General features: G+C 59.7%; 11 protein-coding genes and 1 pseudogene. 4 read left to right on the top strand and 8 right to left on the bottom strand.

Annotated elements, in window-relative coordinates:
• Window positions 1-237: 237 nt before the first annotated feature.
• Window positions 238-2982: a cation-transporting P-type ATPase gene (locus tag VR74_RS16740; protein WP_045698711.1), complete on the top strand. Its 2745-nt coding sequence runs from the start codon at window positions 238-240 to the stop codon at window positions 2980-2982.
• Here VR74_RS16740 and VR74_RS16735 read toward each other — a convergent pair.
• The 5 genes from VR74_RS16735 to VR74_RS16715 all read right to left on the bottom strand — a co-directional run bounded on the left by VR74_RS16735 (window position 2964) and on the right by VR74_RS16715 (window position 9668).
• A complete protein-coding gene (locus VR74_RS16735) occupies window positions 2964-4655 on the bottom strand; it encodes an alpha/beta fold hydrolase (RefSeq protein ID WP_299950952.1) in 1692 nt (563 codons plus the stop codon). The two genes, VR74_RS16740 and VR74_RS16735, sit on opposite strands and share 19 nt — an antisense overlap.
• Before the next feature lie 106 nt (window positions 4656-4761).
• Complete coding sequence (locus tag VR74_RS16730; protein ID WP_045698686.1) at window positions 4762-5091, bottom strand: hypothetical protein; 330 nt, start codon at window positions 5089-5091, stop codon at window positions 4762-4764.
• 228 nt (window positions 5092-5319) lie between these two features.
• Complete coding sequence (locus VR74_RS16725) at window positions 5320-6531, bottom strand: hypothetical protein (protein ID WP_045698684.1); 1212 nt, start codon at window positions 6529-6531, stop codon at window positions 5320-5322.
• Entirely contained in the window at window positions 6528-7463 is a 936-nt protein-coding gene (locus VR74_RS16720) for a bifunctional enoyl-CoA hydratase/phosphate acetyltransferase (protein ID WP_045698682.1), read from the bottom strand. The genes VR74_RS16725 and VR74_RS16720 overlap by 4 nt, the downstream gene beginning before the upstream one ends.
• A 528-nt stretch (window positions 7464-7991) precedes the next feature.
• Window positions 7992-9668, bottom strand: coding sequence for an adenosylcobalamin-dependent ribonucleoside-diphosphate reductase (locus tag VR74_RS16715; protein ID WP_299950949.1), 1677 nt, complete (start codon window positions 9666-9668; stop codon window positions 7992-7994).
• A 178-nt stretch (window positions 9669-9846) separates the two neighbouring features.
• Here VR74_RS16715 and VR74_RS21240 point away from each other — a divergent pair, with 178 nt between their 5' ends.
• Both VR74_RS21240 and VR74_RS16705 read left to right on the top strand, forming a co-directional pair.
• Window positions 9847-11139 (top strand): alpha/beta family hydrolase, encoded by a 1293-nt coding sequence (locus VR74_RS21240; protein ID WP_299950946.1) that lies wholly within the window; start codon window positions 9847-9849, stop codon window positions 11137-11139.
• A complete protein-coding gene (locus VR74_RS16705; protein ID WP_299950943.1) occupies window positions 11139-12452 on the top strand; it encodes an erythromycin esterase family protein in 1314 nt (437 codons plus the stop codon). Before VR74_RS21240 ends, VR74_RS16705 begins: the two co-directional genes overlap by 1 nt.
• A gap of 11 nt (window positions 12453-12463) precedes the next feature.
• On the opposite strand, the gene VR74_RS21235 is transcribed toward VR74_RS16705, so the two are convergent.
• Window positions 12464-12916, bottom strand: a complete 453-nt coding sequence (locus tag VR74_RS21235) for a DUF3775 domain-containing protein (protein ID WP_299950937.1) — start codon at window positions 12914-12916, stop codon at window positions 12464-12466.
• A 15-nt stretch (window positions 12917-12931) separates the two neighbouring features.
• The gene (locus VR74_RS16695; protein ID WP_045698676.1) at window positions 12932-13216 is read right to left on the bottom strand and encodes a universal stress protein; all 285 of its coding nucleotides are present in this window, start codon (window positions 13214-13216) and stop codon (window positions 12932-12934) included.
• 124 nt (window positions 13217-13340) lie between these two features.
• Here VR74_RS16695 and VR74_RS16690 point away from each other — a divergent pair, with 124 nt between their 5' ends.
• On the top strand, window positions 13341-13841 hold the full coding sequence (locus VR74_RS16690; RefSeq protein ID WP_299950934.1) for a TetR family transcriptional regulator: 501 nt from the start codon (window positions 13341-13343) through the stop codon (window positions 13839-13841).
• Between the two features lie 596 nt (window positions 13842-14437).
• On the opposite strand, the pseudogene VR74_RS21605 reads toward VR74_RS16690, so the two are convergent.
• Window positions 14438-14536, bottom strand: a pseudogene (locus VR74_RS21605) (IS6 family transposase); the annotation flags it as partial.
• Window positions 14537-14576 lie beyond the last annotated feature (40 nt).

The following is a 14576-nucleotide window of genomic DNA, read 5'->3' as shown; positions in this document are numbered from 1 at the left end:
CGTAACTGGCTCGATGTCAGCAGCTTCAAGACTTCAATTGTATCGCTTAGCCATGAAGGTTAATCGAACTCAGCTCGAAAAAGTATACGTAGATTCCGAAATTGCTGGCCCGGTCAGGCGATGCCATGTCTGCCATGGGCATTTTTATGATAAGTGGAGGCGGAGCGGATGTGATCAGTGGAGGGATTCCAGCGAAACCAGATCGTGTCACTGTCACGTTTTCCCAACCCAAACCTGATGCGGAGACCTCGCTTGACCAGTAAATCATTGGAGAAGACACAGGATCCGATTTCATTTTATTCCGCTTCCGTCTCAGAGACGCTTGCCCTCCTGGACGTCGATGCCGCCTTGGGGCTGAGCGAGGCCGAAGCGGCCGCTCGCATCGAAAAGTTCGGCCCGAACCGGCTACCCCCAACCAACGGGCGTCATCCCGCGCTCCGCTTCCTCGCCCATTTCCACAATGTTCTGATTTATGTACTCATCGGTGCCAGCGTTGTGACGGCTTTCCTGCAACATTGGATCGACACCTTCGTTATTCTTGCTGTCGTAATCGTAAACGCACTGATCGGTTTCATTCAGGAGGGGCGCGCCGAACAGGCGATGGAAGCGATCCGCGACATGCTTTCCCCACACGCGTCCGTGCTGCGGCGCGGGCAGAGGTTGACCGTTGAGGGGGAAGCGCTGGTTCCGGGAGACATCGTAATTCTGGAAGCCGGCGACAAGGTGCCAGCCGACCTGCGTCTCATCCAGGCGAGTAATCTCAATGTCCAAGAGGCCATCCTCACCGGCGAATCCTTACCGGTGGCCAAACAGACCGACTCCGTGGCTGGCGATGTGCCTCTAGGCGACCGCAAGTCCATGTTGTTTAGTGGCACGCTGGTGGCTTCCGGCACGGCACGCGGCGTCGTGACTGCGACCGGCACGAAGACAGAAATCGGCCGAATCAGCGGGCTGCTTGGTGAAGTGCAGACCCTCACCACGCCGCTGGTGATCCAGATGTCAGGCTTTGCACGGTGGCTGGCGATCATGATCGTGCTGATTTCCGCACTTCTGCTCATCTTCGGCTATTTCGTCGATCATTTCCAGTTTATCGACATGTTCATGGCGGTGGTCAGTCTCGCCGTGGCCGCCATACCGGAGAACTTACCGGCCGTCCTGACGATCACGCTTGCGGTAGGCGTCCAGGCAATGGCCCGGCGCAATGCTATCGTCCGGCGCCTGCCGGCGATAGAGACGATTGGCTCGGTCTCGGTCATCTGCAGTGACAAAACGGGTACGTTGACTCGCAATGAGATGGTCGTCAGCGCTGTTGTCACCGCTGCTGGTGTGTCGGAGATTGGCGGAGAAGGTTACGAGCCGCGTGGCGAGGTGAAAGGTGTTGATCCCTCTGCGCTGGGACCGCTCGCACGAGCTGCCGCGCTGTGCAACGATGCCAGACTTGTCAATTTTGAGGGCGACTGGCAGGTCGAAGGCGACCCAATGGAGGGCGCGCTGATCGCACTCGCCGGAAAACTCGGTACGGACCGTGCGAAGGCAGAGGAGTCGTTTCCGCGCATCGCCGAAATTCCCTTCGATTCCGCCACGCGATACATGGCGACGCTTCATCGGGTGGAGGGCGGAGGGGCCCTGGTCTGTGCCAAGGGGGCGCCTGAGCGGTTGGTCGAGATGACGGCCTACCAGCGCGCCGCCGACGGGACTGCGGTACCGGTCGATGCTGGATACTGGCAGCGGATGGGCAACGAAGTCGCCTCTCAGGGGATGCGGGTTCTGGCGCTGGCCGAGCGTCGTCTGGATACTGTGCCAGATTCGTTTGACGCGCCGGTGGTGGAGGAGGGGCTCGTGTTCCTTGGTATCCTCGGCCTTATTGACCCACCGCGCTCCGAGGCAGTCGACGCAGTCGCGGCCTGCCACATGGCAGGGATCGCAGTGAAGATGATTACCGGCGATCATGTCGGCACGGCCGCCGCCATCGGTCGGCAGATAGGTCTCTTGAATCCCGGTGAGGTGCTATCGGGCGCCGATCTCGACATGCTTGACGAGGCCCAGTTGCAGGCGCGCATTGAGCGTACGAACATCTTTGCCCGAACCAGCCCGGAGCATAAGCTGCGCCTCGTCATAGCGCTGCAGACGCGTGGTCTCAGTGTCGCGATGACGGGTGACGGAGTGAATGATGCCCCGGCGCTGAAGCGAGCCGATGCCGGTATCGCCATGGGCCGCAAGGGGTCAGAAGCTGCAAAGGAAGCGGCAGACCTCGTGCTCGCAGATGACAATTTCGCCTCAATTGTAGCAGGTGTGCAGGAGGGGCGGACAGTTTATGACAATATCAAGAAGGTGATCAGTTGGACACTGCCGACGAATGCCGGTGAGGCGGCGACGATAATGGTGGCCCTGGTCTTTGGCTTTGCGCTGCCGATGACGCCGGTGCAGATCCTCTGGATCAACCTGATCACTGCTACGACGCTGGGGTTGGCACTCGCTTTTGAGCCGACCGAACAGACCACGATGAGCCGTCCACCGAGACCGCGTAACGAACCCCTGCTGAGCGGTGCGCTTGTCTGGCATATCGCGCTCGTGTCCGTGCTGTTCCTGGCCGGTGTCTATGGCATGTTTTTGTACGCCATCGACCGGGGATACTCCACCGACCTGGCGCGCACGATCGCGCTGAACACGCTCGTTGTTCTGGAGATATTTCATTTATTCTTTATACGAAATATCTATGGAACATCCCTGACATGGAGTGCGATGAAGGGGACAAAATTCGTCTGGTTCGCCGTGTTGACCGTCGCCGCCGGGCAGTTCGCCATCACCTACATTCCGGCATTACAGAGAGTATTCGGCACTGCGCCGGTTTCATTCTTCGACGGCATCCTTATCATTGCAGTTGGCGCAGCGTTCTTTGCCATTGTTGAAACAGAAAAGCAGATCCGGATCCGTGCGGGACATGTTCGTGCCGGCAGTGGGCCTCAGCCTTCCAGTACGTAGGTTCCCGGTGCTGACTCCAGGATTTCAGATGGCTCGGGTGGGTGGATAGACGTGCCGGATCCGGCTCTCGCCTTCAGCCAGACGAGCCACTCGGGCCACCAGGATCCTTCTTTTCGGACAGCCTGTGAGAGCCACGCATCGGGTTCAATGTAATCCATTTCTCCGATGGGCGCGCCAGTGTAAAAGTAGGCGCCAGCCTTGCCAGGGGGACTGACAACACTCGTATTGTGACCTCCGCCAGTGAGTACGAAGGTGGTCTCAACATTGCCATGCAGGCCGATCCTGTAAACAGAACGCCAAGGGGCGATATGGTCACGCTCCGCTCCGAGAGCGAAGACCGGGACACGGATGTCCTTGACGGCAACAAATTCGCCATCAACAGGCAGTTCACCATGCGTGAAACTGTTTTCCATGAAGAGCTGGCGCAGGTATTCGCTTTGCATGCGCGCCGGCATCCGGGTCGTGTCTGCGAGCCAGGCGTCCAATGGACCGCGCTCAGACTCCCGTCCGAGCATGTACCGGTCGACAATACGTGAATAAACCAGTTCGTGCGCGCGTAGAATCGAGAAGGCTCCTGCCATGTTGCGCGCGTCCAACGTGCCTTCGATATGCATCATATCTTCTAGCAGAGCGACTTGGCTTTCATCGATGAAGAGGAGAAGCTCCCCAGCTTCCCGGAAATCTGTCTGCGCGGCGAGAAGGGTCAGTGAGGCAAACCGGCTATCACGCCTGCGCCCCATGGCAGCAGCCGTGATTGAAAGGATCGTGCCGCCGAGACAGTAGCCAACTCCGTGCACAGGCGCACCGCCGCTGGCTTTGTGCACTACGTCCAATGCCTTCATCACACCGTAGCGGCGATAGTCATCGAACCCCGTGTCACGTTGTTCAGCTCCCGGATTCTTCCAGGAAATCATGTAGACTGTAAAACCTTGAGAGACCAGCCAGCGGACAAAGGAGTCCTCGGGCGTGATATCCAGTATATAGTATTTCATGATCCACGCAGGAACGATGAGCACAGGCTCGGGATGGACCATTTCGGTCAGAGGTGCGTATTGGATGAGTTCGAACAGGTCGTTGCGATAGACGACATGGCCTTCGGAAATCGCCATGGTTTCGCCTACGCGCCAGAGCGGCCTGTCTTCCGGTCGAACATGACCGCCCTGCGCGGCGATGTCTTTCCAGAGATTGGCCATGCCCTTGATGAAGTTCTGTCCACCACTGGCCAGAGTTTCATCAAGTACGTCAGGGTTGGTCCAAGGGTAATTAACGGGTGCAACCGCATTCAGGATTGACGATCCCATGAATGAGACGCGGCGGGCATGATGTTCAGCAACACCACGCAGGCAGGATGTGGCTGCTTGCCACTGAGCCTCGGCGGCAAGATGTGACTGGGCCAAAACGTGATACGGCGAGCGGCTCCAGGCGGGACTGCGGAATCGCCGGTCGCCGGGCTCGGGCTTGAAGGCCCAGTCCTTTTGCTCGTTGGCTTGGGCGCCTGCAGACAGTGTCTGCATGGCTCCATACCAGCGCCACCAGAGCTCAATCTGACGCGCAGGCGAGACAGAGAGGTGAAACAGCCAGTCTTCCCACGCCTGAAGCGCCGCCCAAGGCGACTGGCCACCGGTCAGGTGTGCGAAACGACCACGCAGGCGCCGGTCCAGATCTCGAAGCAATTCTTCTGTCGCGTCATTCTGCGCACACGGATCGGACTCTTTATCCGCCTCTGCTGTCCGGACGGTTCCCCGGGAGCGCACCTTGAGCGGCGTGGCTCGTACCCGATTATTTCTGGGAGCGTTCAAAGATGCGCGCCGTCTCGTCGGCATAATCTGTGACCGTGTCAATAGCAGCCTTGCGCCAGACCCCCAGAAATTCCCCGGGAGCGCGGCAGGTCGTAAAAGCGGCCAGTGTACCGGCACTCTTTCTGGCACGCTCGGCGGTGAACCGGGCGACTTCCATCTGGAACTCACTCATCCGGCGAATGCTCTCAATGGCGGTCGGGACGCTCATACCGGTGACAGCCATGGGCCAGACCGATTCAAGAGACTCAAGCGCCGAAGCTGCGTTGTAAGAAGATTGGGCAGATTCTGCTTTGGCTTTGGTATGGGTCATAGTGGAGCGCTCCTCTGGTCTTTGAAACTTTGGTTTGACAGCCACGGCCACAGGCTACTCAGGAGGCATGCCAGCGCCCATCCGTACTTGCCCTTATTTGGCCTCAGATTGGCGAATTCTTTCGCGATACTCCGGAAACGGTCACCATCTGCAGTGACGAGAGCAAGGGCGCTCCACCTGTAGCCAGATGTTGGGCAGATCCCGTAACCGTATCCGATCCGGCGGGCATCAGCCAGTCGATACCCTGTCGGTATCTCCCAATATGGAAAGGCAGTCTCTGGCGATTTCCGATTCTTCATCGGCCGGCACGACAATAACACCGACTGCGCAACCGGGCACTGACAAGCAGGCATCGCCGGCTGCGTTCGCTGCGCTGTCAATATCCACGCCGGCCCAGCCTAGGCCCTCGGCGATACCGGCACGTACCCGGCTGGAGTTTTCTCCTATTCCAGCCGTGAATACGATAGCGTCGAGCCCGCCCAGTGCCGCAATCAACGACCCGCATTCGCGAACGATGCGGTAGATGAAGAGGCCGACAGCCTCTTCTGCTTCCGGCGTCTCACTCGCCTCGACCGTGCGCAAATCGCCTGAGAGGCCAGAGACGCCGAATAGTCCTGACTGTTTGCGCAGCATGAAGGAGACATCCCCTGGACTCATCTGCCGTTCACTCAATAGGTAGAGAATGGCGCCAGGGTCAATGTCGCCGGATCGTGTGCTCATCGGCACGCCTGAGATCGCAGAGAAACCCATGGAACTCGCGACGCTGCCACCTTCCAGGATGGCGCAGATACTGGCGCCGCTGCCGAGATGCAGGGCCAGGGTACGCCGGTAGGGGCGATCGGGAAACAGGTCCGGCAGGCGCTGCGCAATGTTGGCGTAAGATAGGCCGTGATAACCGTAGCGGATCAAGCCGCTATCGCTCAGGACACGCGGGATGGCATAGAGTTGTGCGAGCCGCGGCTGACTGCGGTGAAACGCTGTGTCGAAGGAAAGCGTCTGCAAAAGCTCGGGCCGACTACGGGCGACAGCGCGGACAGCGCTGAGATTGTAAGGTTGATGGTCTGGTGCCAGTGGGCATAGCGAGTCAAGATAGGCCATAAGCTCCGGCGTGGCACGACGGCCGTCAAAGATGTTTGGCCCGCCTTGAACGATCCTGTGTCCGAGGGCGTCAACTGGCGCACCAATTGCCATTTCGATCGCGCTGACAAGACGCGGTGCCAGTATGCTCAGATCGAGATCCGACAGGTTGGCGACGGCTCTGAACCGCCCAGACATATCCTGATCGACCGATTTCACCGCAAGTTCTGGTGTGTCAGGCAGTCCTGAGATGCTGGCGCGCAGAAGCGCTGATCCGAGCGTGCCGTCCGCTTCGGCTTTGTAAACGGCAATCTTGACACTGGAGGAGCCGGAATTGAGCGTGGCAATCAGAGCACGGCTCATTTCACCGCCTCAATCCAGTGCAGGTAGGCGGCAGCCAGAGCGCAGGATGCAACCCGTTCTCGCACGCCGTCTGAGCGGCTCGTGAGGATGATTGGAACTTTTGCGCCGAGCACAAGTCCCGCTGCAGCTGCACCGGCAAGGTAGTCGAGCTGTTTCGCGAGCATATTGCCGGCTTCAATACCGGGCACGATCAGGATATCAGCTTTGCCGGCGACGAGTGAAATCAGGCCTTTTGTTTCCACTGAAGCCATCGAGATTGCCAGATCGAAGGCAAGCGGACCATCGATTGGTCCACCACTAATCTGCCCGCGATCTGCCATTTTGCACAAGGCGGCCGCGTCTATCGTCGAAGGGATATGTGGATCGACAAGTTCGGTGGCGGAAAGAATGGCCGTACGAGGTTTGTCAATGCCGATGGCTCGAGCAAGATCGATTGCATTCTGCACAATCCAGCGCTTCGTCATGAGGTCCGGAGCAATGTTCAGGCCGCCATCCGATATCAACAGCCATGTCGGCCAGGCGGGTGCTTCCATGACAAAGATATGGCTCATCCGGCGTTCGGTGCGCAGGCCACCGCTGGTTGCCACGCACGCGCCCATGAGTTCACTGGTCGCAAGTGCGCCTTTCATCAGGGCCGAGACGTTTCCACTTGCGGCGAGCTTCACGGCTTCGGAAGCTGCCGCGTGACTATGCGGTGTGTCAACGATTTCGATCCCGGACAAGTCGATGCCGGCTGCCTTTGCTGCCTCTGCGATGCGTGCGGCGGGTCCAATGAGAACAGGCACGATCAAACCTGCCTCGTATCCGGCCATTGCGCCCGAGAGGGAAAGCACGTCGACAGGATGGACGACTGCAGTCCGGATCCCCGCGCGTCCTACCCTGTCAGTAAGCGCCGCAAAGGCGTTGTCGGGATCGGCTGCATGTCCTGCCATTTCTTTCACCCCTTAGTCCCCTTAGAACTTCTACGATATCCCGAAGCCTCCAAAAGGAAACGTCTCGGCAATCACTACTGAGAACGCCGCAATTGACGGCCAAGGGTGACGGCCACAATCAGGCAACCGCCTGAAGAGTGCAACCGCAGAACTTTGCAGGCATGCACAATTCAGCGCAAACTTTACGTTCTGAAGCACACTCTTCCCCGGTTCTCTCCGGTTGGGTCACGCGATGCCCGTTCTTGTATCCCGTAAGTCTCGCCGCGCGCGCGAAGGCCTGTCGCCTGCGGCCGGGCGATATCCGCGACAGACACACCCGCCCTGTTCTCCCCATTGTCCCGAAGATCTTCGCTTCCGAATAGCGTGATCGCTTCATAATCCAGGCCTTTCTCCTGAAGGCAGGACCCAGTCATCAGCCGAAGACGCTGGCCGGCACGCAATGCGCCTGTGCTAATCGAAGGTAGCCGCGACCTGTCCGCAGCCCGCGCCTAGCGGGCGATTATTGAGGCAAGGACAGGTTTGGCCAGCTCAGCATGTATCCGACATACAGTAATTACCCTGCATCACCGGTGTCAGCACATCCTTGCCGCCGCGACTGCCCTGACGATAGACGGTGCAACCCTTGAGGCCCAGTCCATAGGCGTTCCGATAGACGTTTTCGAACACATCGAACGGGATGCCTGCGTCGGCATTGATGGTTTTCGAGATGGCATTGTCGACAAAGCCTTGCGCGGTGGCCTGCATGGCAAGGTGAGCATCGGTCGACAACTCGCCTGCCCTGATGAATCCCGGCGGGTGCGGCGCTTCATGGCCGGCCTCCTGCCAAAGGCTTTGGGCATAGTCCTCCACTTCCACCGTGTCGTATTCTCCGCTGGCGTTCCGCATCCTCCGGCGCACAGTCGCCGCGTAGACCGGCTCGATCCCGGCCGAGACATTACCGGCAAGCAGGCTGATCGACGCGGTCGGCGCGATCGCCAGAAGGTGGCTGTTGCGGATGCCTTGCGCCCGGATGGCCTCCCGCAGAACTTCCGGCAGGCGCCGGACAAAGGGCCGGGCCAAGAAAGCCTCCCGTTCCAGCGCCGGAAAGCTTCCCTTCTCCCCGGCCAGCCCGATGGATGCCTCATAGGCCGCATTGCGCATTGTGCCGAGCACACGCCCAGCAAACTCCCGCCCGTCATTGCTATCATAATCGAGCCCCTGCATGATCAGCGCATCGGCAAGGCCGGTGATGCCGAGCCCTATGCGCCGTCCGGTGTGCGCCTGTTCGGCCTGCGCCTTTAGCGGGTAGTGGGAAGCCTCGATCACATTGTCGAGGAAGCGTACCGCAATCCGCGCAGTGTCCTTCACGTCATCGAAATCGAACGAGACATCCGGCGTGAAAGGCCGCTGCACGAACCGGGTGAGATTGATCGAGCCGAGATCGCACGCGCCATAGGGCGGCAACGGCACTTCGCCACAAGGATTACAGGCATGGATCGTCTCGGCATAGCCGAGATTATTCTCCCGGTTGATCCGGTCGATGAACAGGACACCCGGTTCACCGGACTCGTAGGCGCTGTACAGGATTTTCTTCCATAGTTCCCTGGCCTTCAGGGTGCGGATCGTATGGCCGCCGAAGACCAGCGGCCAGTCGGCCCCGGCGTCCACCGCGCAGACGAATTCATCCGTCACGAGGACTGACAGGTTGAAGCGGGAGAGGCCAGCCCCCTTCGCCTTGGCGTCGATGAAGGTCTCGATGTCCGGATGGTCGCAGCGCAACACTGCCATCATGGCGCCGCGACGCGCCCGATCGGCCGTTATGGTCTCGCACATGGAATCCCAAAGCTGCATGAACGAGACAGGCCCGGTCGCGATATTGCCGGTGCGCACCGCCGCCGCGCCGGATGGGCGGATCGTCGAGAAGTCGATTCCGATGCCGCCGCCCTGCTGCAGCGTGATCGCGCTTTCGCGTAAGGCATGGAACAGGCCGTCAATGGAATCGTCCAGCGCTCCCATGACAAAGCAATTCATCAGGGTCGCATTCCGCGCCGTGCCCGCATTGGCTAGAATGCGCCCGCCTGGCAGGAACCGGTCATCGGCCAGCAGGCCTGCGAAAACCTTCGCCCATCGGTCGTGATCGCGCGGCTCGACCGCCGCGACGGCTCTCGCCACCCGGATCCGGCTATCGTCAATACCGGCTTCATGCCCGAATCGGTATTTCCGCATCCAGATGTCTTCGGAAATGGGGGCGGGGAAAGCCCTCATGATCTGGTGACCAGCTGCAGTTGTTGTGCATTCGTCTCTAGCATGATGCCGCGCCATATCCACCCTGGATCGTGACTCTACGTAATGCTTCGAGCCACGCATCTGTTATACTGTGTATCAAGATTAGGAGTGTCCTCCGATGACAGTGACACAAGACATTCAGATTGGCCCCAACCATCTGGGAGGTATTCTGACCGTTCCGGACAAGGCGCGCGGCCTGATCATCTTTGCCCATGGCAGCGGATCGAGCCGGCATTCCCCGCGCAATGCCCATGCGGCTCGAAGTTTCGAACAACTCGGCTTTGCAACCATGCTGTTCGACCTGCTGACAGAACAGGAAGCCGGCGACCGGCGCAATGTGTTCGACATTCCGCTGCTCGCAAGCCGGGTGGTGATGGCTATCGAATGGGCCCGAAAACAGGCAGTCTTGAAAGACCTCGCGATTGGCCTGTTTGGCGCGAGTACGGGCGGCGGTGCAGCGCTTGCGGCCGCAGCATCCACGCCGCATGTCCGTGCAGTGGTTTCCCGAGGTGGACGCCCGGACCTTGCTGGAAAAGCCCTTCCGCATGTCCGCGCGCCAACACTTCTGGTCGTTGGCGGCAATGACCGTCAAGTGCTCACGCTTAACGAAGATGCAGCGGCGCAAATGGTATGCGAGCGGCACATCACGGTAGTACCGAATGCCGGACACTTGTTTGAAGAGCCGGGAACACTGGACAGGGTTCTTGCCGTTTCGGGCAGCTGGTTTTTGAAGCACCTGACGGTCAATGAAAGGATTTCCCTGCCGCTGGCAGATCGCGAAGAGGCAGGAGATCACCTGGCCCGGATCCTGTCAGCGCGGACGTTCCAGAACCCGGTGGTCTATGCCCTCCCGCGCGGGGGCGTGCCGGTCGCAAGGCGGATTGCCGATGCCCTGAATGCCCCGCTGGACATCCTCATGGTCCGCAAGATCGGTGTGCCGTTCCAACCGGAACTTGCCGCAGCCTCGGTCGTCGATGGCGAGCATGCCGACATTGTCACCAATGACGCGGTGATGCAGGCCGTCGGGCTCGACATGAAACGAATCAGAGAGCTCGCAGAGCCGGAACTGAGGGAAATCGAAAGGCGGCGCAGCACCTACCTGCCGGGCCGGGCACCTATCCGCGCCGAGCGGCGTACTGCCATTCTGGTTGATGACGGCATCGCCACGGGTGCGAGCATGAAGGCTGCAATCCTCGCTGTGCGCCGGCGCAAGCCTGCGAAGATCATCGTGGCTGTCCCCGTCGCGCCACCCGATACGCTTCATGAAGTGGGTGAAATGGTGGATGAGGTTATCGCCCTGGCGGCACCGGAACGGTTCGGATCGGTCGGCAATTTCTATCGTGATTTCCATCAACTGACAGATCAGGAAGTCATTGACCTGCTCACCTGTGCTGGCCGCGAGGAAGTATGATGGCCGTCCTTCGGAAACTCTCGGACGCCGACCTTTCCGGCTACATTCGGGCGCAGTCCATGCCCGTGAACGCTGACGGCCCGTATGACGAGCTGGCCAGGGCCACAGACGCGTTCGCCGATGCACGTGTTATTCTCCTCGGTGAATGCTCACACGGTACCTCCGAATTCTATCAGGCCCGCGCCGCCATCACCCAGCGCCTTGTCGCTCATCACGGATTCCGCATCGTGGCGATTGAGGGCGACTGGCCGGATGCAGCCGAACTCGATCGCTATGTCCGCTCCCGCGAGCCCTGGGGCGAGCGCGATGCATTCGTGAACTTCCCACGCTGGATGTGGCGCAACCGGGAATTTGCTGACTGCCTTGCCGTCCTTCGCAGCTGGAATGCAACGCAGCCAAAGCATGACCAGGTCGCCATACGAGGTCTCGATGTCTACAGCCTCGACAAGTCCATCGCCGCCGTCCTCGACTATCTCGACCGTGTCGATCCGGAAGCAGCCGCCACCGCGCGGGAACGCTACGCCTGCCTTTCTCCTTTTGTCGGACGCCCGCAGATTTATGGTGCTGAAGCGGTACGCACCGGACAGACCTGCGAGACCGAAGTCGTCCACCAGTTGATGGACCTCCTGAATGAGCGGCTGGAATACGCCATGAAAGATGGTGACGAATTCTTCGATGCCGAACAGAATGCCCGTGTCGTCTGCGTCGCTGAGCAGTATTATCGCTCCATGTACCACGGCTCAGCGAGCAGCTGGAACCTGCGCGACTCGCATATGTTTTCCACGCTGCGACGCCTTTTGGACCAAGGCGGGCCTTCCGCCAAAATCATCGTCTGGGCGCACAATTCCCATATCGGCAATGCCGGCGCCACCGGCATGAGCGAACGCGGTGAATTCAATATTGGCCAACTCTGCCGGGAGCATTTCGGGAAGGAGCTCGTCGCCATCGGCTTTTCCACAAGCACCGGCACGGTCATGGCCGCGGATGACTGGGGCGGGCTCGCCAAGGTGAAGCGCGTTATTCCTGCCCGGCCGGATTCCTGGGAACGCGTGTTTGAAGACACCGGCCTCCCGGCCAGCCTGACAAGATGGCGTGACAATGACGACCTGAGGGAGGCGCTCGATCATGTCCGGCTGGAACGAGCAATTGGCGTCATTTATCGGCCCGAAACGGAGCGCTGGAGCCATTATTTCGAGGCGAACCTAGCGCGCCAGTTCGATGCGCTGGTCTGGATACGCCAGACATCTGCCGTCACGCCCCTGCCAGGCGCCCGACCGGAAGGAGCACCGGACACTTATCCTTTCGGGCTGTAAGCTCCGCGCCTTCAGCCCTCTCCCGGTGACGGGTAACCGAGGGCGTCCAGTGCTGTCACGATATAGTCGCTGCCCATATCGAGTTCTTCAAGATAGTCGGCCACATTGAACGGCTCCGCCTCCCGTGCAGCCCTGCGGGCAGAGGCCCAGTCGCTGGCGTCAAAGTCACCGCGCCCGACCCAGATAAGCGCCAGAAGGTCGTGCTTCGCATCCACGTTGAGGCCCCGGATCAGGCCTTCCAGCTCATCGTCCAGCATATCCTCGTGCGGATTTTCCGCTTCGTCGGCAATCGCCTCGACGTCCGGAATCGGATCATCGCCGGGGTCGTCGTCGATGACGTCGTCATCCTCGATCGGCATGAGGCCTTCGCCCTGGTAAGACTGGGCGAGTTCGGCGATCCGGTAGGCAACTTCCGGATCGATGGTCAGATCAAACGGGCGGTCGCTGGTTACATTCTCTTTCATGGCCGTCTCTCCGGATCAATGCGACAGCAGCAGCGGGACTCTCGTCTCGTGCAGCAGCGTGCGGGTCACGCCCGGCAGGAAGGCCTGCTGCAGGCGGGAATTACGATAGCCGCCCATGACGATCAGGTCGGCATCGAACGAGGCCGACACGTCGAGCAGGGCCTTGGCCACCGGGCGGCCGATACTGTCTTCGTTGCGCACTTCGACATTGCAGCCGTGGCGCGCAAGGTGGGCGCCGCGCGCAGTAGCAAGGGCACGCGCCAGCCTGAACGCTGCCTTGTCGCCATCTGGCGAGGCCATGCACACACTGATGTCTTTAATCTCCAAGGGAACTATCCGCTGTTGCGAGCCAATTCACATTTTCCATCATATCATAAAAAAATGGATGCCGCTCAATAAGGAGGGCTACGTAGCAAAAAATGCTGTGAGTGCGAGCACCCGCAGGATTGCCGAACGTGCAGACGTCAATCACCGCCTTGTCGGACACCACTTCGGCAGCAAGGAACTTCTCTGGCAGGCAACGGCCAAGGACGTGTTTGGACACTATGTCCACCAGCAACGCGAACGATACCAGGGGCCAGACGGCTTCGACCAGCTGAAGGCGAGGCGGGCAAAGCTGAAGGCTTCGCCGATGACGCTCCTGTTCAACAGCCGCAGCAAGCCCTGGACGCCGGACGGGGTGTCGACCAGCTTCTACCGGATCCGCGACAGGGTGTTTGCCGGCACCGCCGACGCGCCCTCGATCCACGACCTGCGCAAGACCGCGGCGACGCATATGGTGATCCTCCAGAAATCGCATCCGGAGCTCATCACCGACCAGGTGCTCACCGACATGTTCGGCTGGACGCCAGGCACGCTCGCCAAGATGAAACGAATCTACGTCAGCGACGCGGCGGTGATCACCGCCATGACCCGGAGAAAGTGAGGCCGGACCGGGAACGTGAACTGTTAAGTGCCCAAATGGAGGACTCGAAAATGGGGCTTAATCTGCAGTGTTTAGTGGTGGGCGGTAACGGGCTCGAACCGCTGACCCTCTCGGTGTAAACGACACATTTTTCATTTAGTTACAACGTGTTACGAGTAAACCGCATTCCAAAATACTCAATACTTTCAACGGAGAGAACCGTCTAATGTAAACCGTTTTCGTCGCTCTGATCAGACGATTTCGAATCGCTCCAACCTACCGCCTTTGATCGTGGCCTGCCACCGTTTGAAGAGAGTTTGACGACATCATGCGCCCCATCCAGACCAGGGGTCTCATGGTCGCGACACGGGCCGGTTCGCTCCTGACCCTGATCATCCAGTTCGAACGGGTCGTAGCGGCTGAACCCCTGAATGGGTGGACAATGGGCCTCTTCTATATCGTGCCTTTCTGCGTGTCGATGCCAGCAAGGCCGCGCGCATCCATACAGGTTAAGCGCTTCAGGACGCGCCCTCTTGCTGATAGAATGCGCCGGACCTGGTGCGCGAATCCAGTCCCTGACCCGCCGCCCCGGCTACCTACACTTCAATGAACCGCACGATCCCGCGCTCATGCAGGAGGTTGCCGAGGTTTCGAAACGAGAGTGGAAATCTGACAGATACCAGGACGCCAAGCTGAATGATGTCGAGCGAATTTATGACGTAGCCGGACTGATTTTTTCGGCCTGAAACAGGGCTA

Origin of the sequence: Hyphomonas sp. BRH_c22 (assembly GCF_000961795.1) — a bacterium.
Taxonomy (GTDB): domain Bacteria; phylum Pseudomonadota; class Alphaproteobacteria; order Caulobacterales; family Hyphomonadaceae; genus Hyphomonas.
This window is presented reverse-complemented; position numbering and strand designations above follow the sequence as displayed.

Bases quoted from the DNA above. Each gene is read 5' to 3' on its own strand.
- VR74_RS16740 (WP_045698711.1), top strand. From the start codon at position 238: ATGCGGAGACCTCGCTTGACCAGTAAATCATTGGAGAAGACACAGGAT.
- VR74_RS16730 (WP_045698686.1), bottom strand. From the start codon at position 5,091: ATGACCCATACCAAAGCCAAAGCAGAATCTGCCCAATCTTCTTACAAC.
- VR74_RS16725 (WP_045698684.1), bottom strand. From the start codon at position 6,531: ATGAGCCGTGCTCTGATTGCCACGCTCAATTCCGGCTCCTCCAGTGTC.
- VR74_RS16720 (WP_045698682.1), bottom strand. From the start codon at position 7,463: ATGGCAGGACATGCAGCCGATCCCGACAACGCCTTTGCGGCGCTTACT.
- VR74_RS16715 (WP_299950949.1), bottom strand. From the start codon at position 9,668: ATGCGGAAATACCGATTCGGGCATGAAGCCGGTATTGACGATAGCCGG.
- VR74_RS21240 (WP_299950946.1), top strand. From the start codon at position 9,847: ATGACAGTGACACAAGACATTCAGATTGGCCCCAACCATCTGGGAGGT.
- VR74_RS16705 (WP_299950943.1), top strand. From the start codon at position 11,139: ATGGCCGTCCTTCGGAAACTCTCGGACGCCGACCTTTCCGGCTACATT.
- VR74_RS21235 (WP_299950937.1), bottom strand. From the start codon at position 12,916: ATGAAAGAGAATGTAACCAGCGACCGCCCGTTTGATCTGACCATCGAT.
- VR74_RS16695 (WP_045698676.1), bottom strand. From the start codon at position 13,216: ATGGCCTCGCCAGATGGCGACAAGGCAGCGTTCAGGCTGGCGCGTGCC.